The sequence below is a fragment of the Bordetella tumulicola genome, assembly GCF_965138755.1.
In the GTDB taxonomy this organism is placed as follows: Bacteria; Pseudomonadota; Gammaproteobacteria; order Burkholderiales; family Burkholderiaceae_B; genus Bordetella_A; species Bordetella_A tumulicola.
Genome location: NZ_CBCSFP010000011.1, coordinates 30 through 22,037 on the forward strand (window position 1 = coordinate 30; position 22,008 = coordinate 22,037).

Annotated in this window: 18 protein-coding genes; 8 read left to right on the forward strand and 10 right to left on the reverse strand. The window is 61.3% G+C overall.

The features are described 5' to 3' along the window. Positions 1-66: 66 nt before the first annotated feature. The 3 genes from ACNAZS_RS21225 to ACNAZS_RS21235 form a co-directional block, all read right to left on the reverse strand. The gene (locus tag ACNAZS_RS21225) at positions 67-1,584 is read right to left on the reverse strand and encodes an efflux transporter outer membrane subunit (RefSeq protein ID WP_415792679.1); all 1,518 of its coding nucleotides are present in this window, start codon (positions 1,582-1,584) and stop codon (positions 67-69) included. 88 nt (positions 1,585-1,672) lie between these two features. Continuing rightward, positions 1,673-4,870: an efflux RND transporter permease subunit gene (locus tag ACNAZS_RS21230; protein WP_415792512.1), complete on the reverse strand. Its 3,198-nt coding sequence runs from the start codon at positions 4,868-4,870 to the stop codon at positions 1,673-1,675. Between the two features lie 138 nt (positions 4,871-5,008). Then, entirely contained in the window at positions 5,009-6,244 is a 1,236-nt protein-coding gene (locus ACNAZS_RS21235) for an efflux RND transporter periplasmic adaptor subunit (protein ID WP_415792513.1), read from the reverse strand. Between the two features lie 241 nt (positions 6,245-6,485). Here ACNAZS_RS21235 and ACNAZS_RS21240 point away from each other — a divergent pair, with 241 nt between their 5' ends. The 3 genes from ACNAZS_RS21240 to ACNAZS_RS21250 all read left to right on the forward strand — a co-directional run bounded on the left by ACNAZS_RS21240 (position 6,486) and on the right by ACNAZS_RS21250 (position 9,644). After that, positions 6,486-7,499 (forward strand): LysR family transcriptional regulator, encoded by a 1,014-nt coding sequence (locus ACNAZS_RS21240; RefSeq protein ID WP_415792515.1) that lies wholly within the window; start codon positions 6,486-6,488, stop codon positions 7,497-7,499. A gap of 143 nt (positions 7,500-7,642) precedes the next feature. After that, entirely contained in the window at positions 7,643-8,764 is a 1,122-nt protein-coding gene (locus ACNAZS_RS21245) for an AI-2E family transporter (RefSeq protein ID WP_415792516.1), read from the forward strand. A gap of 112 nt (positions 8,765-8,876) precedes the next feature. Beyond that, positions 8,877-9,644 (forward strand): phytanoyl-CoA dioxygenase family protein, encoded by a 768-nt coding sequence (locus tag ACNAZS_RS21250; protein ID WP_415792517.1) that lies wholly within the window; start codon positions 8,877-8,879, stop codon positions 9,642-9,644. A 217-nt stretch (positions 9,645-9,861) separates the two neighbouring features. Here the strand turns inward: ACNAZS_RS21250 and ACNAZS_RS21255 are convergent, their stop codons facing one another. Beyond that, complete coding sequence (locus ACNAZS_RS21255) at positions 9,862-10,602, reverse strand: 16S rRNA (uracil(1498)-N(3))-methyltransferase (RefSeq protein ID WP_415792518.1); 741 nt, start codon at positions 10,600-10,602, stop codon at positions 9,862-9,864. A gap of 236 nt (positions 10,603-10,838) precedes the next feature. Here ACNAZS_RS21255 and tkt point away from each other — a divergent pair, with 236 nt between their 5' ends. Genes tkt through ACNAZS_RS21270 form a run of 3 tightly spaced genes read left to right on the forward strand, consistent with a single transcriptional unit; the run spans position 10,839 to position 15,100 of the window. Beyond that, positions 10,839-12,875 carry a transketolase gene (gene tkt, locus ACNAZS_RS21260; protein ID WP_415792520.1) on the forward strand — a complete coding sequence of 679 codons (2,037 nt, stop codon included), beginning with the start codon at positions 10,839-10,841 and terminating at the stop codon, positions 12,873-12,875. A gap of 14 nt (positions 12,876-12,889) precedes the next feature. Beyond that, positions 12,890-13,900 (forward strand): type I glyceraldehyde-3-phosphate dehydrogenase, encoded by a 1,011-nt coding sequence (gene gap, locus ACNAZS_RS21265; protein ID WP_415792521.1) that lies wholly within the window; start codon positions 12,890-12,892, stop codon positions 13,898-13,900. A 6-nt stretch (positions 13,901-13,906) separates the two neighbouring features. Then, positions 13,907-15,100 carry a phosphoglycerate kinase gene (locus ACNAZS_RS21270; RefSeq protein WP_415792522.1) on the forward strand — a complete coding sequence of 398 codons (1,194 nt, stop codon included), beginning with the start codon at positions 13,907-13,909 and terminating at the stop codon, positions 15,098-15,100. A 70-nt stretch (positions 15,101-15,170) separates the two neighbouring features. On the opposite strand, the gene cynS is transcribed toward ACNAZS_RS21270, so the two are convergent. From cynS to ACNAZS_RS21295, 5 genes are all read right to left on the reverse strand, one after another. Beyond that, positions 15,171-15,614: a cyanase gene (gene cynS / locus ACNAZS_RS21275; RefSeq protein WP_415792680.1), complete on the reverse strand. Its 444-nt coding sequence runs from the start codon at positions 15,612-15,614 to the stop codon at positions 15,171-15,173. 58 nt (positions 15,615-15,672) lie between these two features. Continuing rightward, positions 15,673-18,195, reverse strand: coding sequence for a DUF3141 domain-containing protein (locus ACNAZS_RS21280; protein WP_415792523.1), 2,523 nt, complete (start codon positions 18,193-18,195; stop codon positions 15,673-15,675). A 139-nt stretch (positions 18,196-18,334) separates the two neighbouring features. Continuing rightward, positions 18,335-18,985 carry a glutathione transferase gene (gene yfcF / locus ACNAZS_RS21285; protein ID WP_415792524.1) on the reverse strand — a complete coding sequence of 217 codons (651 nt, stop codon included), beginning with the start codon at positions 18,983-18,985 and terminating at the stop codon, positions 18,335-18,337. 52 nt (positions 18,986-19,037) lie between these two features. Then, entirely contained in the window at positions 19,038-19,367 is a 330-nt protein-coding gene (locus ACNAZS_RS21290; RefSeq protein WP_415792525.1) for a DHCW motif cupin fold protein, read from the reverse strand. Between the two features lie 42 nt (positions 19,368-19,409). Next, positions 19,410-19,895: a GNAT family N-acetyltransferase gene (locus ACNAZS_RS21295; protein ID WP_415792526.1), complete on the reverse strand. Its 486-nt coding sequence runs from the start codon at positions 19,893-19,895 to the stop codon at positions 19,410-19,412. A gap of 103 nt (positions 19,896-19,998) precedes the next feature. Between ACNAZS_RS21295 and ACNAZS_RS21300 the strand changes: the two genes are divergently transcribed. Both ACNAZS_RS21300 and ACNAZS_RS21305 read left to right on the forward strand, forming a co-directional pair. Next, positions 19,999-20,718, forward strand: coding sequence for an AzlC family ABC transporter permease (locus ACNAZS_RS21300; protein WP_415792528.1), 720 nt, complete (start codon positions 19,999-20,001; stop codon positions 20,716-20,718). Then, positions 20,715-21,065 (forward strand): AzlD domain-containing protein, encoded by a 351-nt coding sequence (locus ACNAZS_RS21305; protein ID WP_415792529.1) that lies wholly within the window; start codon positions 20,715-20,717, stop codon positions 21,063-21,065. Before ACNAZS_RS21300 ends, ACNAZS_RS21305 begins: the two co-directional genes overlap by 4 nt. A 101-nt stretch (positions 21,066-21,166) precedes the next feature. On the opposite strand, the gene ACNAZS_RS21310 is transcribed toward ACNAZS_RS21305, so the two are convergent. Beyond that, entirely contained in the window at positions 21,167-21,805 is a 639-nt protein-coding gene (locus tag ACNAZS_RS21310; RefSeq protein ID WP_415792530.1) for a histidine phosphatase family protein, read from the reverse strand. Between the last annotated feature and the right edge of the window lie 203 nt (positions 21,806-22,008).

The following is a 22,008-nucleotide window of genomic DNA, read 5'->3' on the forward strand; positions in this document are numbered from 1 at the left end:
GGCCGGCGGGGCCACGGAGACGGCTCGGGACGCCTCAACAGAGATTCTCCCGCTACGTCGAGCGCATCACTCGAACGCCAACTCCGCCGGCAGCGGAACATCCCACCCGCCGCCTAACGCTCTCACCAACCCAACCGCCGATCGGGCACGTTCGCCATCCAATTGCACTGAGACACGCTGCTGCGCCAATACGGTGCGGTCCGCTTCGATGACATCAAGGTAGCTGATCGAACCTTCCTTGTATTGCGTATGCGAGATGCGTGCGGCGCGTGCTGACGCTTGCAGCGCGGCGTCTTGAGCCGACATCTGGCTGGACAGGATGCGAAGGTTGGCCAGATTGTCTTCGACCTCTCTGAATGCCGTCAGGACCGTTTGCCGGTAGTTAGCGACATCCTCCTCGTAGACGGCGCGTGCGCGGTCCAGGCCTGCCTGGCGACGGCCGCCGTCAAAGATGGGAAGCGAAAGGGCGGCACCTACGATGGGGCCCAGCAGGAAGGTGCGGCTGGACCACTCAAACAAATTACCGAGTTCAGACGATTCAAACCCGGCCGCACCCGTGATGTTCAGCCGAGGGAAAAATGCGGCCTTGGCAACACCGACGCGAGCATTAGCAGCCGCCATGGCGCGCTCCGCGGCGGCAATGTCCGGACGACGTTCGAGTAGGGTCGAGGGTAGGCCCGCAGGGATGTTGACAGCGATGCGAGTCAAGGGTTGTGCGGCCAGGTTGAAGTCCGCCGGGGCTTTGCCGAGCAAGACCGCCAGCGCATGTTCCGCCGTGGTGCGGCGGCGTTCGAAACCCAGGGCTTCAGCGCGTGCAGACTCGAGCTCCGAGCGGGCCCGCGCGAGATCGAGCTCGCTGATGTCGCCCGCATCGTAGCGGCGCTCAATGAGTTGTAGTGTCTCTTCGCGCAACGTGACGGTTTGCCGATACAGGCGTAAGCCGGCATCCAGCTCACGTACCTGGAAATAAGCTTGCGCGACGTCGGCCTGTAGCGCTAATAGCACCGACCGATAGAGGGCTTCGCTTTGCTGCGCATCCGCCGTGGCGGCATCGACCGTGGAGGCGACGCGGCCGAACAGATCTACCTCGTAGGCCACGCTGGCCTGGGCGCGCCACAACGTTGAGGGATCGGTCGAGTCGTTGTCGGATAGGCCTTGTGCCGCGGGCGAAGAGCGTTGGCGCGTCGGACCAAAGCCGGCATCCACCGTGGGGAATCGTTCCGAGCGCGCGTCGCCGAGCAGCGCCCGGGCTTGCTTCAGGCGAGCGGCGGCGGCCTGCAGGTTTTGATTGGCCTGTTGCGCCTCTTGCTCCAGCGCATTGAGGGTGTCATCGCCAAAGAGTTTCCACCATTCGCCGCGTAATGCTTGTTCGGCCGGTTGCGCGGCCTGCCACGTGCCCGCTTCATGTGCAGGCAAGGGCGACTCGGCCTGAGCCTCTTTGAACGCGGCCGGGGTCGTCACGCTGGGGCGCTCGTACTCCGGGCCGACCGCGCAGCCGGCCAGGATCAGCAGCATGGCGAGCAGGCCGGACATTTTGGGCAGGGCGGCCCGCACCCGCAAAGGACGCGTGGTCGCGGGCGCCATCGTGGAGCCCTCTGCAGAGAGGGCGTGTGTGGATAAGTGCGTCATGGTCGATGTGTTTTGCATAGCAGTTCTCTGCGTCTGTTCGGGCTTAGTGGCCCACATGCTCGCTAGCCGGTTGCGTTGTCACGGGGGCTTCATGGGCCGTGGCCGAGTGCAGCTTGCGTGTGCCCAGCGATCGCAGCAGTACATAAAAAACGGGTGTCAGGAACAAGCCGAACAACGTTACGCCGAGCATCCCGAAGAACACCGCCACCCCCATGGCTTGCCGCATTTCTGCGCCGGCGCCAAAGGACAGGACCAGTGGCACCACTCCCATGATGAAAGCAATGGACGTCATCAAAATAGGCCGCAAGCGCAAGCGACTTGCTTCGATGGCGGCCTGCAGCGGCGTGCTGCCCTGCATCTCCAGTTCGCGTGCGAATTCCACAATCAGGATGGCGTTCTTCGCGGATAACCCGACCAGCACCATCAACCCGATCTGGGTGAAAATGTTGTTATCGCCGCCCGTTAACCACACCCCTGTCAGCGCCGCCAGGACGCTCATCGGCACGATCAGGATGACAGCCAGGGGTAGCGTCAGGCTTTCATACAAGGCGGCGAGCACCAGGAAGACCAGCAGCACACTGATGGGGAATACCCACAGCCCGGCATTACCCGCCAGGATTTGTTGGTAGGTCAGGTCCGTCCATTCGAATTTCACGCCACGTGGCAAGGTCTCGGCCGCGATACGTTCTGCCGCTTCCTGGGCCTGGTCGGATGAGTATCCGGGCGCCGGTCCGCCATTGATATCCGCGGCCGTAAAGCCGTTGTAGCGCACCACCATTTCCGGGCCAAAGGTCTGACGTACATTGACCAATGCGGATAATGGCACCATTTGCCCGGTATCGCTGCGGGTCTTCAATTGTCCAATGTCGTCAGGGTGGGCACGGAACTGCGCGTCAGCCTGTGCGCGTACTTGGAAAACCCGGCCGAAACGATTGAAGTCGTTGACATACATCGAACCCAGATAGATTTGTAATGTGTCGAACACATCGGTCACGGGCACACCCAATTGCTTGGCCTTGACCCGGTCGAGGTCTACGTCCAGTTGCGGCACGTTGATCTGGTAATTGGAGAACGTCGGGCCGAGCTCCGGCGTCTGCTGTGCTTTGGCCAGGAACGCCTGGGTAGCCTTGTCCAATTCGGCATAGCCCAGCGAGGCACGGTCTTCGATTTGCAATTTGAAGCCGCCCATCGTGCCCAGGCCCATGACCGGAGGTGGTGGGAATACCGCGATATAGGCATCCTTGATCGACGCGAACTTGGCATTGAGCGCGCCCGTGATGGCGTCGCTGGACAGGGCAGGATCGTGACGTTCATCAAAGGGCTTGAGGGTCACGAAGACGATGCCCGCACTGGAGCTATTGGTAAAGCCGTTGATCGATAGGCCAGGAAAGGCGATGGCACTGGCCACGCCCGGCTCCTTGAGCGCGATATCGGACATGCGGCGGATCACGTCTTCGGTGCGGTCCAGCGAGGCACCATTGGGCAATTGCGTAAAGCCGATCAGATATTGCTTGTCCTGGGCGGGCACAAATCCGCCCGGCACCAGTTGTGAAACGCCGACGGTTGCCGCCAGCAACACGACATAGATGCCCATTGCGCCGGCTTTGCGGCGAATCACGCCTGTGACGCCGACCGCATAGGCATCCGATGAGCGCGAGAAAAATCGGTTGAACGCATTGAAGAATCGTCCAAACAATCGGTTCATTACGCGCGTCAGCCAATCGGGTTTGTCGTGATGACCCTTTAACAAGATGGCAGACAGGGCGGGCGACAGGGTCAACGAGTTAAATGCCGAGATGACCGTCGAGATGGCGATGGTCATGGCGAACTGTTTGTAGAACTGACCCGATAGCCCCGTCATGAACGCCAGCGGTACGAACACCGCGCATAGCGTCAGTGCGATAGCGATGATGGGCCCGCTGACTTCGCGCATGGCGCGATAGGTAGCGTCGCGCGGTGTGAGCCCGGCGGCAATATTGCGCTCGACGTTTTCGACGACCACGATCGCATCATCGACCACAATACCGATGGCGAGCACCATGCCAAACAGCGACAGGGCGTTGATCGAATAGCCGAACATCAACAAGAGCGAGAACGTGCCCACGATCGACACCGGCACGGCCAATAGCGGAATCAACGAAGCCCGCCAGGTTTGCAGGAAGACGATCACGACCAGCACCACCAGGGCGATGGCCTCCAGCAGCGTCGTAATCACCGCCTTGATGCTCGAGCGCACGAACTGCGTCGGGTCGTACTCGATACGGTATTCCACCGAGGGCGGAAAGTCGGCGGCGAGTTCTTTCATGGTCTCGCGAACCTGCGAGGAAACGTCCAGCGCGTTGGCGCCAGGTGACTGCATGATTCCCATCCCGATAGCGGGCTTGTTGTCCAGCAACGAGCGCAACCCGTACTCCTGGGCGCCCAACTCGATGCGCGCCACATCCGACAGTCGCGTGATAGCGCCATCAGGAGAGGACTTCAAAATAATGTTGCCGAACTCGGTTTCGTCTTTCAGGCGACCCTGCGCATTGACCGAAAACTGCATGGGCACGTCGCCCACCGTGGGCGAGGCGCCGATCACGCCCGCAGCGACCTGCACGTTTTGCTCGCGAATCGCGTTGACGACGTCGGTGGCGGTCAGGTCGCGTTGCGCGACCTTTTGCGGATCGAGCCACACACGCATGGAATAGCTGCCCGATCCCCAGATTTGTACTTCGCCCACGCCGCTAATGCGCGCCAGACGGTCTTTGACGTTAAGGACGGCGTAGTTGCGCAGATAGGTGCTGTCATAGCGATCGTCAGGCGAAATCAGATGCACCACCAGCGTCAGTGTCGGCGAGCTTTTGGTGGTGGTGACGCCCAGGCGTTGAACGTCCGGCGGCAGGCGCGGCAAGGCTTGCGAGACCCGGTTTTGCACGAGTTGTTGCGCCTTGTCCGGATCGACGCCGAGTTTGAAGTACACCGTCACGGCCAGGTTGCCGTCGCTGTTGGCTTGCGACTGCATGTAGAGCATGTCCTCGACACCGTTGATGGATTCCTCCAGAGGCGAGGCAACGGTATTGGCGATCACGGCGGGGTTGGCGCCGGGATACTGGGCACGCACCACGACCGACGGCGGCACCACTTCGGGGTATTCCGAGATGGGCAGCTGGAACATGGCCAGCAGGCCAGCCAGCAAAATAATCACTGACAAGACGCCTGCAAAGATGGGCCGATCGATAAAGAATTTAGAGATGTTCATGCTTGCTTCCTGCAAGGGGCACGGTGACTTCAGGCAACACGGGATCTAGCCAGCACACGATTTGTGTGCTGGCAGCTCTGCTTGGATAAAGCCTTTTATGTGTTCAGGCGCTGTCATCCCGGCGCCGGCCTAACGTCTTCAGTTGATACTGGCTGTTGTGGTTGCGGTGGTGCTTGTGGCGGTTGTGGCGGCGGTTGTCGCTGTCGGCGTGCTTTGGGGCGAATCTTCCATCGAGACCAGATTGGGCGCCACGATTTCGCCCGGACGCACGCGCTGTAGACCATTGACGACGACACGTTCGCCCGCTTGCAACCCTTCGGTGATGACGCGCAACTTGCCTTGGCTCGCACCCAGCGATACTCGTCGATAGACCGTGCGACCTTCGTCGTCCACGACCAACACGAAGCGTTTGTCCTGGTCAGTGCCAATGGCGCGCTCTTCAACCAGGACGGCCGCGTGGGGTTCCGTGCCACCCAGGCGAATGCGAGCGTACATCCCCGGCAGCAGCGAGCCATCGGCGTTGTTGAACATTGCTCGCACGCGTATCGTGCCCGAGGTGGTGTTGATGCGGTTGTCGACCGATTGCACAACCCCTTCGCGGGAATAATTCTCCTCGTTCGCAAGACCCAGTTGGACAGGGACTGGCGCACCGGAGACACGGGCCGGACTCATGTACTTCAGATAGGTCCGCTCGTCGACGTCAAAGGCGGCATACATCTGAGATACCGATACCAGCGTGGTGAGGGGTGTCGACGTGGCACCGGCCGCTACGACGTTGCCTTCGGTGATTTCCGCTCGCGAGACACGGCCCGCCACCGGGGCGACGATTTCCGTGTAGCCTAGGTTCAGCTTGGCGGCATCCAGCGCGGCGTCGGCCGCTTGTACGTTAGCAGCCGCCTCTCTGGCATCGTTACGTTTTGATTCAAAATCGCGCCGGGCGATCGCGTTTTCCGCCAACAGGCGCTTGCCGCGTGCCAGCTCGGACGCCGTAAATGCGACCCGCGCGCGAGCGGCGGCGAGTTGCGCCTCGGCGCGGTCGACCTCGGCGGCATAGGGGCGCGGGTCGATGGTAAAAAGCGGATCCCCTTTGTTGACCAGGCTGCCATCTTTAAAATGCACCGCGGTCAGGGTGCCGGAGACCAATGGCCGAATGTCGACTCGGTCGATGGCTTCGAGCCGGCCGGAGTAATCCTGCCAGTCGATCAGCGTTTTGCCCAGGGCAGGCGCCACGTCAACGGACGGGGCTGCAGGCGCAGCCTGGGTCTGAGCGGTAGCGGTGCCGGCGGGGTCGCCCCACAGGGAATAACTGCCTGCGGCGGCCACCAGGGCCACAAAAATCGTCAACAGCGCAATAGGCGGGCGCGAAACAAGCATGATGTTTCCTTAGAGCATGAGGGATAATTGACCGAGGCGAAAAGGGCGGCGGTATTGCACCGCGCAGTCCCGAAATCCGGGGCTTGGGGTATCGGTCTAATCAGATAGGACGTATTCTGAGTGTTTTCCCGCGCAGGATAAATATAGCTATTCCGTCAATACTATTCAAAATACTCGACTAATAAAATCTAAAAGCGCGGTATGCTTTAGCCACTGCTATTTTGTTTTTCAGGACGGGACCATGGATCGTTTTCAAGCCATGCAGGTCTTTGTACGTGTCGTTGACGTCAACAGCTTTACCCGGGCCGCCGACAGCCTGGCATTGCCGCGCACGACAGTCACCACCACCATTCAGAATCTGGAGCGCCACCTGGGGGTGCGGCTATTGAATCGCACCACACGCCGCATCAGCTTGACCCCGGATGGGGCGGCCTACTATGACCATAGCCAACGCATTCTGGCCGACGTCGAGGAAACCGAGGCCTGCTTTCAAGAGGCGGCGGTTCGCCCACAGGGTAAATTGCGTATTGATGTGCCCGCCAGTGTGGGCCAGCGGATCCTGGTCCCGGCGCTCTGCGAATTCCACACGCGCTATCCCGATATTGAGTTGGTGCTTGGCATGAGTGATCGTCGCGTCGACCTGGTGCAAGAGGCCGTCGATTGCGTCATCCGAGGCGGCGAACTCGAAGACTCGACCCTCGTGGCGCGTCGTATCGGGTCGTTCCAGTTCCTGACCTGCGCGGCGCCGTCTTATCTGGCGCGCAATGGCGTGCCACATACGCTGGACGACCTGAAAAACCATACTGCCCTGAATTACTTTGCCAGCCGTTCCGGCCGTAATTACAACTGGGATTTTGTGATCGATGGCCAGGTTCACGAAATCGAAATGCCGGGGATCGTCTCTGTCAACGATTCGAACGCCCACTTGGCACTTGCGCTGCAAGGGTTCGGCCTGATCCAGACGGCCCGTTTCATCGCCTTGCCGCATGTGCTGGCGGGTGAACTGATCGAGGTGATGCCGCAGTACAAGCCCCAGGTGTTGCCGATTTCCTTGCTTTATCCGCAAAGCCGTCAACTCTCACCCAAGGTGAGAGTGTTTTCCGATTGGGTGGCGGAGTTGTTCTCGCGGTGTCCTCTGTTGCGTGGAGGCGACGGTACCGAGGCCTGTCACGACGTTCGCTATGCAGAATTGTCCCAGTCTGCAATGCGGGCCCCGCGCCGTGGCGAGCTCGCCGAACCCGAGTATGCGATATAGGACCTGCACGGTCCGACGGCAGGGTCGGGCAGGCCTGGCGAGCGGGAACATTCAGATGCCATGCCAGGGCGAACTGTGACGGGCCGCCCTGGTTCGTACTGTATATTTGAACGCTCGGCTTTTCCGCCTCATCGGCCCGTCCCATGCAGCAGCCCGTCCTACCCGCGTACTTGATTGCCCGCTGGCTACTTTTGCTAGTGCTGCTGGCCGGCGTTTATTTTCTCAGCGGTTTTTTGGTACCGGCGCTGGCGGCCCTGATCATCGGCCTGGCCACATGGCCGTTGTTTCAGCGCCTGGTCGCAGCCTGCGGTGGCCGAACCATGGTGGCGGCCTCATTAGCCCTGGTTGGCGTGATCCTGGTACTGATCGTGCCGCTGACCCTGGCGCTGTCATACGCGGTGCAGGAGGCCAGCAGTTTCATCGCCTGGGCCCTGGCCGCCAACCGTCACGGGGTAGAGGTCCCGACCTGGATCTCGGCATTGCCTGGGGTCGGTGAAAAGCTGTCCGAATATTGGCGCACGTATATCGGCGAGCCCCACGCGTTGGGCGCGTTGGTCGAAATGGTCAGCGGCGAACATCTGGGTAATATCTATCGCATGGTGCTGTCCGCAACCGGCAACGCCTTTCACCTGGTGCTGAATGTCATATTCATGTTGATCACGCTGTTCTTTGTGTACAAGGATGGCGACAACATGATCGAGCAACTGGACGTACTGGGCGAGCGGATTTTGCCGACACGCTGGCAACGCTTCTCCCGCGTGGTACCGGCAACCGTGGGCTCCACGGTGACAGGCATGAGCCTGATCGCCGTGGGTGAAGGGGTTGTGCTGGGCCTGGCGTACTGGATCGCTGGCGTGCCCTCGCCGGTGTTGCTGGGCGTGGTGACAGGCTTTATGGCCATGGTCCCCGGCGGCGCCCCGCTGTCATTCACCCTGGTGTCCCTGTATTTGGTGGGATCGGGGCAGTTAGTGGCCGGCATTGCGCTGTTAGCCTGGGGCACCATTGAGCTCTTCATCGTCGACAAGACCTTGCGCCCGCGCCTCGTGGGCGGACCGGTCAAATTGCCGTTTCTCCCCACGTTTTTTGGTTTGATCGGCGGGGTAAAAACCATGGGCATCGTGGGTCTGTTCGTAGGCCCGGTGCTGATGGCATTGCTGGTCGCCGTATGGCGCGAATGGGTGCGCAATGTCAGGCGCGACCGCGATCTGGCTCGATTAAAGAATGCAGAGGCGCCGACCAGGACGCAGGCCGACGAACCCGCGTAAAGCGATATGATTAAGCCTGCGTATGAAGCGTCGGCTCGTCCGATTGCATCGTGCGCGGGGCTCTTTCGACACATCCAAGTCGATTGTTCTCGTCGATATCATCGAGGAAAAAATGTCTGCATCATCCGTGGCGGCCCAAGTGGCCACTCTGCGCGAGCAGGGGTTTGTGGTCGCCCGCCAGTTTGCTTCACCCGACACCGTAAAGGCCCTGCGCGCTGAGACACAACAACAGTTGGCCCAGGCCGTTGCCCCACTGGAATACGAGGCCGATTTGCAATATCCAGGCGCGCCCACGTCCCGTCAGGCGCAAGGCGGCGCAACGGTGCGCCGTCTGCTCAATGCCTATGGCCGCGGCCCCCTGTTTCAGGCATGGTCCACCACACCAGCCGTGGCTAGCTGGCTCAGGACGTATTTTGCGGACACCCCCGTGTTGTCCACCGTCCATCACAATTGCGTCATGACCAAACACCCGGCCTACGGCAGCCTGACCGGCTGGCACCAGGATATCCGCTATTGGTCGTTCACTGACGATGACCTCGTCTCGACTTGGCTGGCGCTAGGTCCCGAGACCGCGGATAACGGTGGCCTGTTTTTCTTGCCGGGCTCCCACACCGCCCCATTCTCTGCCGAGCAATTCGACGAGCAAAAATTCTTTCGCGCCGATCTCCCGGAAAACCAATCCTGGATCAATCGCGCAGTCTGCCCGGATCTCGAACCCGGCGACGTCGTCTTCTTCCATTGCCGGACCCTGCATGCGGCGCGCCAGAACAGCAGCACGCAAGTCAAACTCTCCGTGGTCCACACCTATTATCCGCAGACATGTGCACCGTTGCCGCAGACCCGGTCGGCGTCCTTGCCTGGCGTACCGTTGTTGGCGTAGGTGTCTGCTGTGGGTGGCGGTTGGTCTCTGTCTAGGCGTCCCGTGCGCGTGTTATGGGTCACACCGGCCAGATCGCGACGGCTCGGCCCATAAGCACGGGCCGAGGTCCCGCTGCGCGGGACTNCCCGNCGNTCNANCTGGCCGGCGGTGGCTATACACCGGCGCCGCTCGGCNNCTTAAGTACCCAACACTACGCCAGCAACGCCCCCGAGATGCTTCACCACTGAAGTAACGCCGTCACCGCGGAGATCAACGCAATGCCCGCGGTCTCGGTGCGCAGAACACGCGGCCCGAAGCGTACGGGTTGGACGTTGTGTTGGGCGGCGAGGGTGAGTTCTGCGTCGGACCAGCCGCCTTCGGGGCCGACGAGTAAACAGATGGCCTCGTGTGGCGGCCTGCCGGGCAGTGTGCTGATGGCGTCGGCGAGCGTCGGGGTGGCGTCGGGATGGCAGAGCAGGCGTAGGCCGGTGGGGGCCTGGGTGAGCCAGTCGCGCAGGGTGAGCGGGGCGTCGACGGGCATGAGGCGGTTGCGGCCGCATTGTTCGGCGGCGGCTTGGGCGATACGGGACCAGTGGGCGACGCGCTTGTCCAGGCGGGGGCCGCTTAGTTGCAAGACACTGCGCTGGGCGGCGATGGGACAGACGCGGCTCGCGCCGAGTTCGACGGCTTTCTCTACGACCCAGTCCATTTTGTCGCCTGAGGGCAGGCCCTGTACCAGCGTGACGTTGCCGGCGAGCTCGGCCTCGCGTGGGTCATAGGCGCCGAGCTGGGCCCAGGCGCTTTTGCCGTCGATGCTGAGCGTGGCGGGGTACTCGCCGCCGGTGCCGTCAAATAGGGTCATGGCGGCGCCATCACGCAGGCGTAAGACGCGGACGGCGTGGTGGGCCAGGGCATCGGGCAGGCAGACGTGGGCGCCGGGAGAAAGCGGGGTATCACAGAAAAAGCGCGGTAAGGGCATGGGGTGGGACGAACAGGGCGCGTTCTGGCGCGGGCGAGCACAAAAACGTAGCCTACCATTCTGATGGGGCGAGCGCTGATGGGGTGAGCGGCAGGGCGCCGGTGAGGCATTAACGGAGGGGTGGGTTCATGGCCGCCTCAGCTAGGGTTATCCTCAGGTGCTAAAATCATGACCTTCTCAAACCCTCTCACCTGGCCCCGTTTTTCGGCCGGCCGGAGTCTACGAGCCTTTTCCGCATGAGCCCATCCACTGCCCAACCCTTGGCCCTTGCCGATGCCATTCGCGCACTCGCCATGGATGCTGTCCAACAAGCAAATTCGGGGCATCCCGGCGCTCCCATGGGGATGGCGGAAATCGCCCAGGCGTTGTGGTTGGGCCATTTGCGTCACAATCCCGTCGATCCCGCCTGGGCCAACCGTGACCGCTTTGTGCTGTCCAATGGTCACGGCTCGATGTTGGTCTACGCGTTATTGCACCTGACCGGCTACGATTTGCCTATCGAGGAACTCAAGCAGTTCCGCCAATTGCATTCGCGTACACCGGGTCATCCCGAGGTCGGTATTACCGCCGGCGTTGAGACGACCACGGGTCCATTGGGTCAGGGCTTGGCCAATGCGGTGGGCATGGCACTTGCCGAGGCCTTGTTGGCCGCCGAGTTCAACAAACCGGGCTTGTCCATCGTTGACCACCACACCTACGCGTTCGCGGGCGATGGATGTCTGATGGAAGGCATCTCGCACGAGGCCTGCTCGTTGGCGGGGACACTGAAATTGTCCAAGCTGGTTGTGCTGTATGACGACAATGGTATTTCCATTGATGGTCATGTCGAACATTGGTTTGGCGAAGACACCGCGACGCGTTTCGACGGCTATGGCTGGAATGTGATCCGTGGCGTCGATGGCCATGATGTAGCGGCGGTGGATGCGGCGATTGCCCAGGCGCGTGCACAGTCAGACAAGCCCACGCTGATCGTTTGCCGCACCGTGATTGGCAAGGGCGCGCCTACGATGGCGGGTACGCACAACGTCCACGGCGCCCCGTTGGGTGCCGACGAGATCGCTGCGACGCGTGCCGCGCTGGGTTGGACGGCAGCGCCGTTCGAGATCCCGCAAGCGGTGCGCGAGGGCTGGGATTCGCGCGAGGCGGGCGCTCAGGCACAGTCTGCCTGGCAGACGGTATTTGACGCCTATGCGGCGCAGTACCCCGCCGAGGCGGCCGAGTTTACCCGTCGTATGAAGGGCGAGTTGCCGGCGGATTTCGCCGACACGCTGCAGGCCTTTATTCAGACGACCGACAGCAAGGCCGAGACGGTCGCGACTCGCAAGGCATCGCAATTCGCCATCACGGCGTTGGCGGCCGCTCTGCCCGAGTTGCTGGGCGGTTCGGCCGACCTGACCGGTTCCAATTACACCGACTGGAAGGGCGTGGCCCCGGTCCGTGCTGGCGAGCAGGGCATCCAGTTCGGTCGTCACATCAATTACGGCGTCCGGGAATTCGGGATGTCGGCAATCATGAACGGTATCGCCTTGCATGGGGGTTACCTGCCGTTTGGGGGGACGTTCCTGACGTTCTCCGATTATTCGCGCAATGCCATTCGCATGGCGGCGTTGATGAAGCAGCGCGTGGTGCATGTGTTTACGCACGACTCGATCGGGTTGGGCGAAGACGGTCCCACGCACCAGTCCATCGAGCATGCGTCGAGCCTGCGCCTGATTCCCAATCTGTCGTTGTGGCGTCCCTGCGATACCGCTGAAACCGCGGTGGCGTGGGGATTCGCCGTGTCGCGTCCGGCCAGCATTGGCATGGATGTGCACGAGGGTGGCCCTACGGCGTTGTTGCTGTCGCGCCAAAACCTGCCGTTCGTGCAGCGCGATGCCGATACGCTGAAAGCGATTGTCCGCGGTGGTTACGTTCTGCGAGACGCAGAAGGCGCTCGTGCCGTTATCATCGCCACGGGCTCCGAAGTCGCCATTGCGTTGGCGGCTCAAGAACAGCTCGCCGGGCAGGGGATCGCCGTGCGAGTGGTGTCTATGCCCAGCACTGACGTATTCGACAGCCAGGATACCAACTGGAAGCGCTCCGTACTGCCCCCGGGCTTGCCGCGTGTGGCGGTCGAGGCCGGTACGACGGCACTGTGGCACAAATACGTAGGCCTGGACGGCGCCGTGGTCGGTATCGACCGTTACGGCGAATCCGCGCCTGCCGGGGCCTTGTTCAAGTTCTTCGGTCTGACTGCCGACAAGGTAGCCGAGACTGTCAAGCAAGTTTTGTAAAAGGAGCTCTAGTCATGACCATTCGTGTCGCCATCAACGGATACGGCCGCATCGGCCGCAACATTCTGCGCGCCCACTACGAGGCCGGTAAAAAGCACGATATCGAAATCGTCGCGATCAACGATCTGGGTGATCCCAAGACGAATGCGCACCTCACGCGCTACGACACTGCCCACGGCAAGTTCCCCGGCACGGTCGAGGTCGATGGCGAATACATGGTCGTCAACGGCGACAAGATCCGCGTGTTGGCCAACCGTAACCCGGCCGAACTGCCCTGGGGCGAGCTGAACGTCGACGTCGTGCTGGAATGCACGGGCTTTTTCACCTCGAAAGAAAAGGCCGGCGCGCACCTGAAAGGCGGCGCCAAGAAAGTCATCATCTCGGCTCCCGGCGGCAAAGACGTCGACGCAACCATTGTTTACGGCGTGAACCACGGCGTGCTCAAGGCCACCGATACTGTCATCTCGAACGCATCGTGCACCACCAACTGCCTGGCTCCGTTGGTCAAGCCGCTGCACGACAAACTGGGCCTCGAAAGCGGCCTGATGACCACGATACACTCTTACACCAACGATCAAGTCTTGACCGACGTCTACCACGAAGACCTGCGTCGCGCCCGTTCGGCCACCATGAGCATGATCCCCACCAAGACCGGCGCTGCCGCGGCCGTGGGCCTGGTGTTGCCCGAGTTGAATGGCAAGCTCGACGGCTTTGCGATCCGTGTCCCGACCATCAACGTGTCTCTCGTTGACCTGTCGTTTGTGGCCAAGCGCGACACCACGGTTGACGAAGTCAACAGTATCCTCAAGGCGGCCTCCGAAGGCGATCTGAAGGGCATCCTGGACTACAACACCGAGCCCCTGGTCTCCGTCGACTTCAACCACAACGCAGCCTCCAGCACCTACGACTCGACGTTGACCAAGGTGTCGGGCAAGCTGGTCAAGGTGTCGTCCTGGTACGACAACGAGTGGGGTTTCTCGAACCGTATGCTCGACACCACTGTCGCGCTGATGTCGGCGAAGTAATCCGCCATGGCCAAGGTCAATACCCTGTCCGCGCTGGCCGAGGCTGGCGCGTTGCATGGCAAGCGCGTGTTTATCCGTGCCGATCTCAACGTGCCGTTTGACGACGCGGGCCAGATCAGCGAAGACACGCGCATTCGCGCCTCGGTGCCGGGCATCCGCCTGGCACTGGATAGCGGTGCGGCTGTCATGGTGACCTCGCACTTGGGTCGCCCCACCGAAGGCGTACTGACCGACGCTGACTCGCTGGCCCGTGTGGGCCAGCGTTTGTCGCAACTGCTGGGCATGCCTGTCCAGTTGGTCAAGGACTGGGTCGACGGTGTGACGGTCAATCCCGGCCAAGTGGTGTTGCTGGAAAACTGCCGCGTCAATCCGGGCGAAAAGAAGAACGACGAAACCTTGTCGCGCAAGATGGCGGCGCTGTGCGACGTCTACGTCAACGACGCTTTTGGTACGGCGCATCGCGCCGAGGCCACCACGCATGGCATCGCGCGTTTTGCGCCCGTTGCTTGCGCGGGTCCGTTGCTGGCGGCCGAGCTGGATGCCCTGGGCCGTGCTTTGCATGAACCCAAGCGTCCGTTGGTGGCGATCGTGGGGGGCTCAAAGGTCTCGACCAAGCTGTCCATCCTGCAATCGCTGGCCGACAAGGTCGATCAACTGGTGGTGGGCGGCGGTATCGCCAATACCTTCATGTTGGCGGCCGGCTTGTCCATCGGTAAATCGTTGGCCGAACCCGATCAGGTTGATCAGGCTCGTACGGTGATCGACATCATGAAACAGCGTGGTGCAGAGGTCCCCATCCCGACGGATGTGGTGTGCGCCAAGTCGTTTTCGGCCGACGCCGAAGCTACCGTCAAGGCGGCCGATGCGGTGGCCGATGATGATCTGATTTTGGACATTGGCCCCCAAACGGCGCAGCGGCTGGCAGGTATCTTGCAACAGGCAGGCACCATCGTCTGGAACGGCCCGGTGGGCGTGTTCGAGTTCGACGCGTTTGCCAACGGCACAGAGACCCTGGCGAAAGCCATCGCCGAATCGCCCGCGTTTTCGATCGCGGGTGGCGGTGACACGCTGGCAGCTATCGCCAAGTACTCGATCGCTGACAAGGTCGGTTATATCTCGACCGGTGGCGGCGCTTTCCTGGAGTTCCTGGAAGGCAAGTCCTTGCCGGCCGTGGCCATCCTGGAAGAACGCGCTAGCTAATCGCTGATCGTGTAAAGCCGCTCAAATCAGGGCGTCAGGCGCTTTTGCCTGACGCCCTGATTGTCTTATGTCAGTACTGTTTGTACGGCAGAAATTTTCCGCTCATCACGATGCGTACGCGATCGCCTGCGGGGTCGTTCTCGCGCTCCAGGTCCATCTTGAAATCGATGGCGCTCATGATGCCATCGCCAAACTCTTCGTGGATCAGCGATTTGAAGGTGGTGCCGTAGATGTTCACCAATTCATAAAAACGGTAGATCAACGGATCTGTCGGGATCGCGCTTGGCAATGACCCCTTATAAGGCGTGACTTGCAACTGCAGCACTGCGTCTTCAGGTAACTCAAGCAGCTCACCCGCCGCTTGAGCTTGCTGCGTCGTCAACGTCATCTGTCCTAACAATGCCGCAGCCGTCCATTCTTTGCTTTGCCCCACGACTTTGGCAATATCCGGCCATTTCAGGCCTTTTTTGAGCTTCTGGGTAACGACAAGTTCGGTAACTTCAGCGCGGGTCATCATGGACAAGTCCCATTCTGGATGCAGATCGTTGAGAAGCGGATGCGTCGTACGTGGGTCACTTCGCCGTGGATCGTCTGCGCGACGTGGGTGAACGAGGCGTTGCGGCCTGGGTCGTCGATTTCGTGACGACGCGTTTAGTGGTGGTGCCTTTGGTGGCCGAGCGCTTGATCGCCGGTTTAGCAGGCGACAGCGTCGTGGACGCTGCCGCGATCGTCTTTGTCGCTGATTTCGTGGCAGATGTCGTAGCCGGTGCGGAAGTGCGCTTAGCAGTGGACGTCGTCGCGGGCTTCACCAAGGATTTGCCAGCCGATTTCCGTACCGGTTTAGCGGCCGTCTTGCTTGCCACGGGACGAGTGGGTTTTTCATCCTGACCATCTTGCTCACGCGCGACGGCCTGCTTAGCCGCGTCGCGGAAAATGGTTTCGACCTCCTCCAGGCAGGCGTGGGCACGCGTATTCAAGGGGCCAGTCGCCTCCAGGACGTGCCGCATCGTGCCAAAGGCCTGCCGGATTTCATCTGACGATGCGCTCTCTAGCAGTTTGGGCATGGCTTGCAGTGCACCTTGGCGATCCAGCTGCATCATCAGTGCTTGATCGCGTGCGACGTCCTTGAACTCCTGCAAGGCGAGATTGGCGTCCGCATCCGCGCGCATCTTGCGCAGCATGGCAAAGCTGCGTTCATCGATGCTGCCTTCGGCGCTTGCGACGTACAACAGCATGCGGATCGCGGCTTCGCGCACACCACCCTGATCGATCTGGCTACGCAGTTCAGCGGTGCGCTCATCCATGAAATGGCGGTGCTCGGGTGAGACGCCGGGATGCTTGCGAGGCGCGTGCTCCCTCTGCGCGCCTAGACCCGCCCAGTCTTGCACCAGGCGCGAGCCGTAGATATTCATGAATAATTGCTCGCCGGCGGCGTCACGCAACTCTTGCCACATATTCAATCCGGCCTCGATGTTTTTCGAGACCATGCGTTCCATCATGGCAAAGGGGTTGTCCGCAGAAACGGGACGGCGATGTTCACGCGCTTGCTCGGCCACTTGCGCGATGGGTGCGATCCAGGGGTTGCGGTCGGAGAGCAGCTCATAAGGCAAGCGCAGGGGATGCATGCGTTGCATCCATTCTGCTACTTGCGGGGTGACGGCGGCGCGCACCCAAGGCTGTACAAAGCTCCGGTACAGGCCCAGATTGATGTCCGAAATCCGCGCGACGGCGGCAAATCGCCGGTCGTCTTCTTCGTTACGCGCCACAATGGTACGCACGTCATCGAGCTTACGACGCGCGAACGACACGACATAGTCGCCATCGGCCAGATCCGCGTTGAGCGTCTCCGGGGTTTTATCTGCGATTTCGGCTTGGTAAATGCCGGCAGGCAGCACATCGATCAGGTCAATGTTGTCCGTGAACTCCTGGTGCTCTTTTCGGGCGACGGAGCCCGACACAAAAATGCCCAGATGGCCAATGCTTTCGTGCACGGCATAGACGATAGTCTGGCCGTGGGCGAGCACCTCGGCATCATTCTGGTAGAGGTCCGGGATCCAGCCCAGTGCCTGCGGCGGCGGGGTGATGTTGTCGCCCTTGGAGCAAAACACAATGATCGGCGAACGAATATTGCGCAGATCGATACGGATGCCGTCGGACGTGACCAGGCCGGCCGTTGCCAGGCGATTGCCGATAAACAGGTTATCGACGATGTATTGGATTTCCGGCTCGTTCAGAAAGACGTGGCCTCCCCACCATTTTTCAAACTCCAGGTAGCGAGAGGCTTCGGTATCGACTTTGGCGTACAGGTTGTACTGCTTGCTCCAGAGCGTATTGGCGGGGTTCAGACTCTCGAAATTCTGCACCAGCCAGGCACCATCAAAACGGCCCTGACCCAAGTCGCTCGCCATGGCGGTCAGCCAACTGCCGCCGAGTAATCCGCCGCTGTAGCGCATAGGGTTCATCCCACGCCAGCCGGCCCAATACGACAGCGGCGCACCCGCGACGATGATGGGGCCAAACAGCTCGGGCCGCATGGCGGCCGTCATCATTATTTGCCATCCAGCCTGGCAATTGCCGACCACCACCGGCTTGCCCTCCGACTCTGGATGGAGAGCGATGATTTCTTCCAGGAAACGCGCCTCGGCGCGCATCACGTCTTCCACCGTTTGAGTATCGGTGGGGCGTGGCAAAAACGTCGCAAAGTAGCAGGGATGGCCGGCACGCACAGCGACGCCGATTTCGCTTTCGGGCTTGAAGCCCCCAATGCCCGGACCATGCCCGGCGCGGGGATCTACCACTAAAAACGGGCGCTTTTTGGGATCTACGGCGACATCGGACGACGGCAGAATACGCAGCAATCCATAGTTGACCGGACGATCGAACTCGCGGCCATCCATGATCAGCTCGGATTTCATGCTGAGGACATTCGGGGCGCGCTTGGCCATATGCCGGTGATACTGGTTGCCGCGCTGGCGCATCACGTCCGAATACAGGGCGCCGCGCTGCAGCGTGTCAACCGTGTAATCGTAGGCCGCCGTCCAAGGGGTGGATGGCAGGGTGGCAGGGGCGTTGCGATCGTTGGCAGGTTTGGCCACTGCGATCTCCGGTAAAGCGACTGTCCGCCGGGCAGCAGGCGCTGATGGGTTTGGTGATGCTCTAAACCCCATTACAGCGCATTAAATGTTGCAATGCAACATTGCTTTGTATGAAATTGCAGACGCGCGTTGGGTCTGCCTAGGCGCGCGCGTCCTGATTGAACTGCAGCCAGGTCTGAACGACAGCGCGTTGCCATTGTGTGTCAGCGTAGGCACGCAGGGCCTCGGGTAGCTCGTCAGGCCCCGCCAAGCGGCGCAGCATCAAGGCCAGTTCGGTATCGGCGATGCACCAACTGTCGAATAGTTGGGGCCGAGCGTCGGGCAGCAGAGCTTGTGCCACGCGTACGAGCTTGGCGGCTGCCGCCAGAGCTGCGTCGCCCAGGGGCGCAGGCTGTGTTTCATGGAACACGACTTCGGTGGGGCGTTCCTCGCGCAACGCGGCCAGATCGCTGCGTAGCCAGGCTTGAACCTGGCGGGCGTGTGCGCGTTGTTGCAGCGCTGACGGATATAGAGCAGGGTAGTCAGGCGCAGGGAAGGCGTCTTCGAGATACTCGATGATGGCGCTGGATTCGGACAGGTGAAAGGTGTCGTGAGTCAGGGCCGGGACACGACTGGTGAGGGCGCGGCTGGCAAAGGGCCGCATGCGTTGTTCGCCGGCGGCCAAGTCAACCAGCCGCAATTCGACCGGCAGCCCCTTTTCCGTCAGCGCAACATAAGCCGACATCGCATAGGGGCTCACGAATCGCGCGTCGACGTAGAGCGTCAGGGGAGAGGCAAGCGTGTCGGCCAAGATAATCTTTTCCTGATGAGGGCAAAGGCAAATTTTGCCACTAAATTTCGTGTCAGTCGACGATGAACAGGCGCGCGCCCGTCGATGTGGATGACCGGTGGGCTTCGGCTTGGTCGGCCACCTGGTAGCTCATTCCGGGAGTCAAGACGAAGTTGCGACCGTCCTCGAGCTCAGTGTGCAGTTCGCCTTCCAGGCAAAACAGGATGTGGCCTTTGCTGCACCAGTGGTCGGCCAAATAGCCCGGTGAATACTCGACCAACCGTACGCGGATGTCGCCGAATTGGCGCGTGCGCCAATAGGCGATGCCGGTGTCTCCCGGGTGTTCGGTGGGGGCGATCGTTTGCCAATCGGTGGTGCCGAAAGGAATGTCGTGCATTTTCATGGGCGATTCCGTTGCTGGTGCGTTGCTGTTGTTGTTGTTGCGCTAAGCCGTCATTTTCTTTTGCCAAAACATCGCCTGACCCATTTCACTGGCCAATTCGTAGCCTTGATAGCCTACCTTGCGATATAGGGCGCGCGCGGGTTCATTGCCCTGCAGGACTTCGAGAGTTATCTTGCAACAACCGCGTTGTCGCGCCACCTCGTCCAGCGCAGTCAATAATTGTTGCGCAACCCCCTGACCGCGAAAGCGCGCAGCCACCATGAAATCATGCAGATTTAATAGCGGCTGGCAGGCAAAGGTCGAGAAGCCTTCGAAGTAGATCGCCAATCCTGCGGGCACGCCGTCTAGCAAGGCGATCAAGGCGCCTGCCGTGGGGCGCTGCGATAGCGCAGAGATCAGATGGCGACGCGTGTGAGGGGACAGCGGCGCGCCTCCCCCCATGGGGTCCTGGGCGTATTCGTCCAGCAGCGCGACAATCATGTCGCCGTGAGCGGGGTTGTGAAAATCGGCGTTGATAATAGTTAACACAGTGATGTCCGTTTTGGGTGCCCGCCAGAGGGCGTTGCAGCTCGAATGTGAATACAAAGAGGTATTATGCCGCGCGTTGACGTGTCAAGACTGGAGTGTGCCCATGAGTCGTCCATCCGTTTCCGAACCCCATCTGGCTTTGCCGGCGGGGGCGAGCTGGGCGGGCTTGAGGGCGTGTCTGCCGGTCATGATCGGGTATTTCCCCGTGGCCATGACATTCGGGATCGCGGGCTTGTCCACGGGGTTGTCGCCCCTGCAGGTGGTACTGATTTCGGTGCTGGTCTATGCCGGTGCCAGTCAATTTTTGCTGTTGGCCTCCATCAAGGCAGGCACACCATGGCTATGGGTTGTCGCGCTCTGTTCGCTACTGAACGCCCGCCACCTGCTGTACGGACCGCTGTTGTCGCGCTTTTTGCCAGAGCCGTTGGGTGCACGACTCAAGTTGGCTTTTCTATTGACCGACGAAGTGTTTGCCACGGCCTTTCAGCGCATTGAACACGTCGACCCTGCCTATCGAAATCGCTGGATGATGCTGCTGGGATTGGGTGCATGGGTCACCTGGATCGCCGGCACGGCCGTCGGTGTTTATGCTGGCGATGGCCTGGAACGCCATTTTCCCATGCTGTCCCAGGTCATGCGTTTTGCGTTGCCCGCGTTATTTCTAGCGCTCGTTTGTCAAAGCGCGACGCGCACCCTGCGTGGCGCCATTGTTGCCGCCCTTGTTGTAGGGGCTGTCTGCGCGGCGCTCGGGCAGACCACGCTGGCCATCCTGGCTGCGGCGGTCGTCGGCTGCGCCTTTCAGCGTCTGCGGAGCACATCATGATCGGCGGCGAACTGGGTTTTTGGGGCGCCGTTATCGCGATGGCGGTCATCACCTATCTGACGCGCGCCCTGCCGTTCATGCTGTCAAACCGCAGCCGACTGCGGCGGCGATTGGCCGAAGGGGCGTCGCTGGCGGCGCTGGGACCGGCCCTGTTAGCGGGCATTGCGGCGGCCGTGATCGTGCCTGACATCCTTGCCCTGCAGGGCCTGTCTCAGTTTTTGCCTTATGCCGGTGGGCTGCTAGCAACCGCCTTGAGCGTTCGGCGGTGGGGCAATTCGGGCTTGGCCGTGATTATCGGCGTGGTCGTGTACGGCGGGTTGTTGATGCTGGCGGGTGTGGGAGGCTAGGGACCCGTGTTGGTCCGCTGCGCGCTATCCACCACCTGCACCATATCCACCCCATATGCACCAAGCCACTAATCGCCCGGCCCACGCACGTCGCAGCGTGCCTACGGCACGATGTCGCTGGCGGACTCGGTATCCAGGTGGGCGATGTCGCCCCATTCGAGGACTTGCCATTGACGATCGTCGATACCGATGCGGTTGATGCTGGCGTTCAACAGCGGCACGGGACGCGGACCGTCCAGGGCGACGCCGGATGCCCGGCGCCAGATGATGTCCAGCACGCCGCCGTGGGTGACCGCCAGGATGCGCTCATCAGCGTGGCGCTGCGCGAGATCACTCACCGTGGCAATGACGCGCGCCTGGAATTGGCCTAGCGATTCACCGCCCTCGATGGGCAGATGCGGGTCGCGGCTTTTGCGTGCCGCTGCGGCTTCGGGCGCGAGTTCGTCGATGCGATGAAGATCCAGGCCCTCGAGAATGCCGAAACTGCGTTCGCGTATGCCCGGCTCTGCGCGGATGCGCAAGTCCAGCCCGGCGCCAAGGGGAATGGCGGTGGCGTGGGCGCGTTGCAGGTCGCTGCTGTAGAGAGCGGTGAAGGTATGCTCGCCGGCGGCCAGACGTGCTGCCAGGTGCGTGGCTTGGTCGCGTCCGGCGGTATTGAGCTCGATGTCTTGCCAGCCCTGCAGGCGGCCTTCGCGGTTCCAGGGCGTTTCGCCATGGCGGATAAACCAGATTTCAGTCATGCTTGTGGTGGGTGAGGGGATTGGGTCAGCGTTTGCTGTGGCCTACAGGATATACCGGAGGCCGGCGGACGCGGTTTGGCATCACGGTCCGTCATGATAAAGCCAGCGGCGGCATCGGCGCGGGCATCACCGGATTGCCGGCGGGCGTGCTCGCCCCTACACTTCGCCCGCCGACTAATTATTCCTGTCTGAATACAGGGGAC

Bases quoted from the DNA above. Each gene is read 5' to 3' on its own strand.
- ACNAZS_RS21250 (WP_415792517.1), top strand. From the start codon at position 8,877: ATGTCTGCATCATCCGTGGCGGCCCAAGTGGCCACTCTGCGCGAGCAG.
- ACNAZS_RS21255 (WP_415792518.1), bottom strand. From the start codon at position 10,602: ATGCCCTTACCGCGCTTTTTCTGTGATACCCCGCTTTCTCCCGGCGCC.
- ACNAZS_RS21225 (WP_415792679.1), bottom strand. From the start codon at position 1,584: ATGGCGCCCGCGACCACGCGTCCTTTGCGGGTGCGGGCCGCCCTGCCC.
- ACNAZS_RS21290 (WP_415792525.1), bottom strand. From the start codon at position 19,367: ATGAAAATGCACGACATTCCTTTCGGCACCACCGATTGGCAAACGATC.
- ACNAZS_RS21310 (WP_415792530.1), bottom strand. From the start codon at position 21,805: ATGACTGAAATCTGGTTTATCCGCCATGGCGAAACGCCCTGGAACCGC.
- tkt (WP_415792520.1), top strand. From the start codon at position 10,839: ATGAGCCCATCCACTGCCCAACCCTTGGCCCTTGCCGATGCCATTCGC.
- ACNAZS_RS21300 (WP_415792528.1), top strand. From the start codon at position 19,999: ATGAGTCGTCCATCCGTTTCCGAACCCCATCTGGCTTTGCCGGCGGGG.
- ACNAZS_RS21235 (WP_415792513.1), bottom strand. From the start codon at position 6,244: ATGCTTGTTTCGCGCCCGCCTATTGCGCTGTTGACGATTTTTGTGGCC.
- ACNAZS_RS21245 (WP_415792516.1), top strand. From the start codon at position 7,643: ATGCAGCAGCCCGTCCTACCCGCGTACTTGATTGCCCGCTGGCTACTT.
- ACNAZS_RS21230 (WP_415792512.1), bottom strand. From the start codon at position 4,870: ATGAACATCTCTAAATTCTTTATCGATCGGCCCATCTTTGCAGGCGTC.
- ACNAZS_RS21240 (WP_415792515.1), top strand. From the start codon at position 6,486: ATGGATCGTTTTCAAGCCATGCAGGTCTTTGTACGTGTCGTTGACGTC.
- ACNAZS_RS21270 (WP_415792522.1), top strand. From the start codon at position 13,907: ATGGCCAAGGTCAATACCCTGTCCGCGCTGGCCGAGGCTGGCGCGTTG.
- cynS (WP_415792680.1), bottom strand. From the start codon at position 15,614: ATGACCCGCGCTGAAGTTACCGAACTTGTCGTTACCCAGAAGCTCAAA.
- ACNAZS_RS21305 (WP_415792529.1), top strand. From the start codon at position 20,715: ATGATCGGCGGCGAACTGGGTTTTTGGGGCGCCGTTATCGCGATGGCG.
- gap (WP_415792521.1), top strand. From the start codon at position 12,890: ATGACCATTCGTGTCGCCATCAACGGATACGGCCGCATCGGCCGCAAC.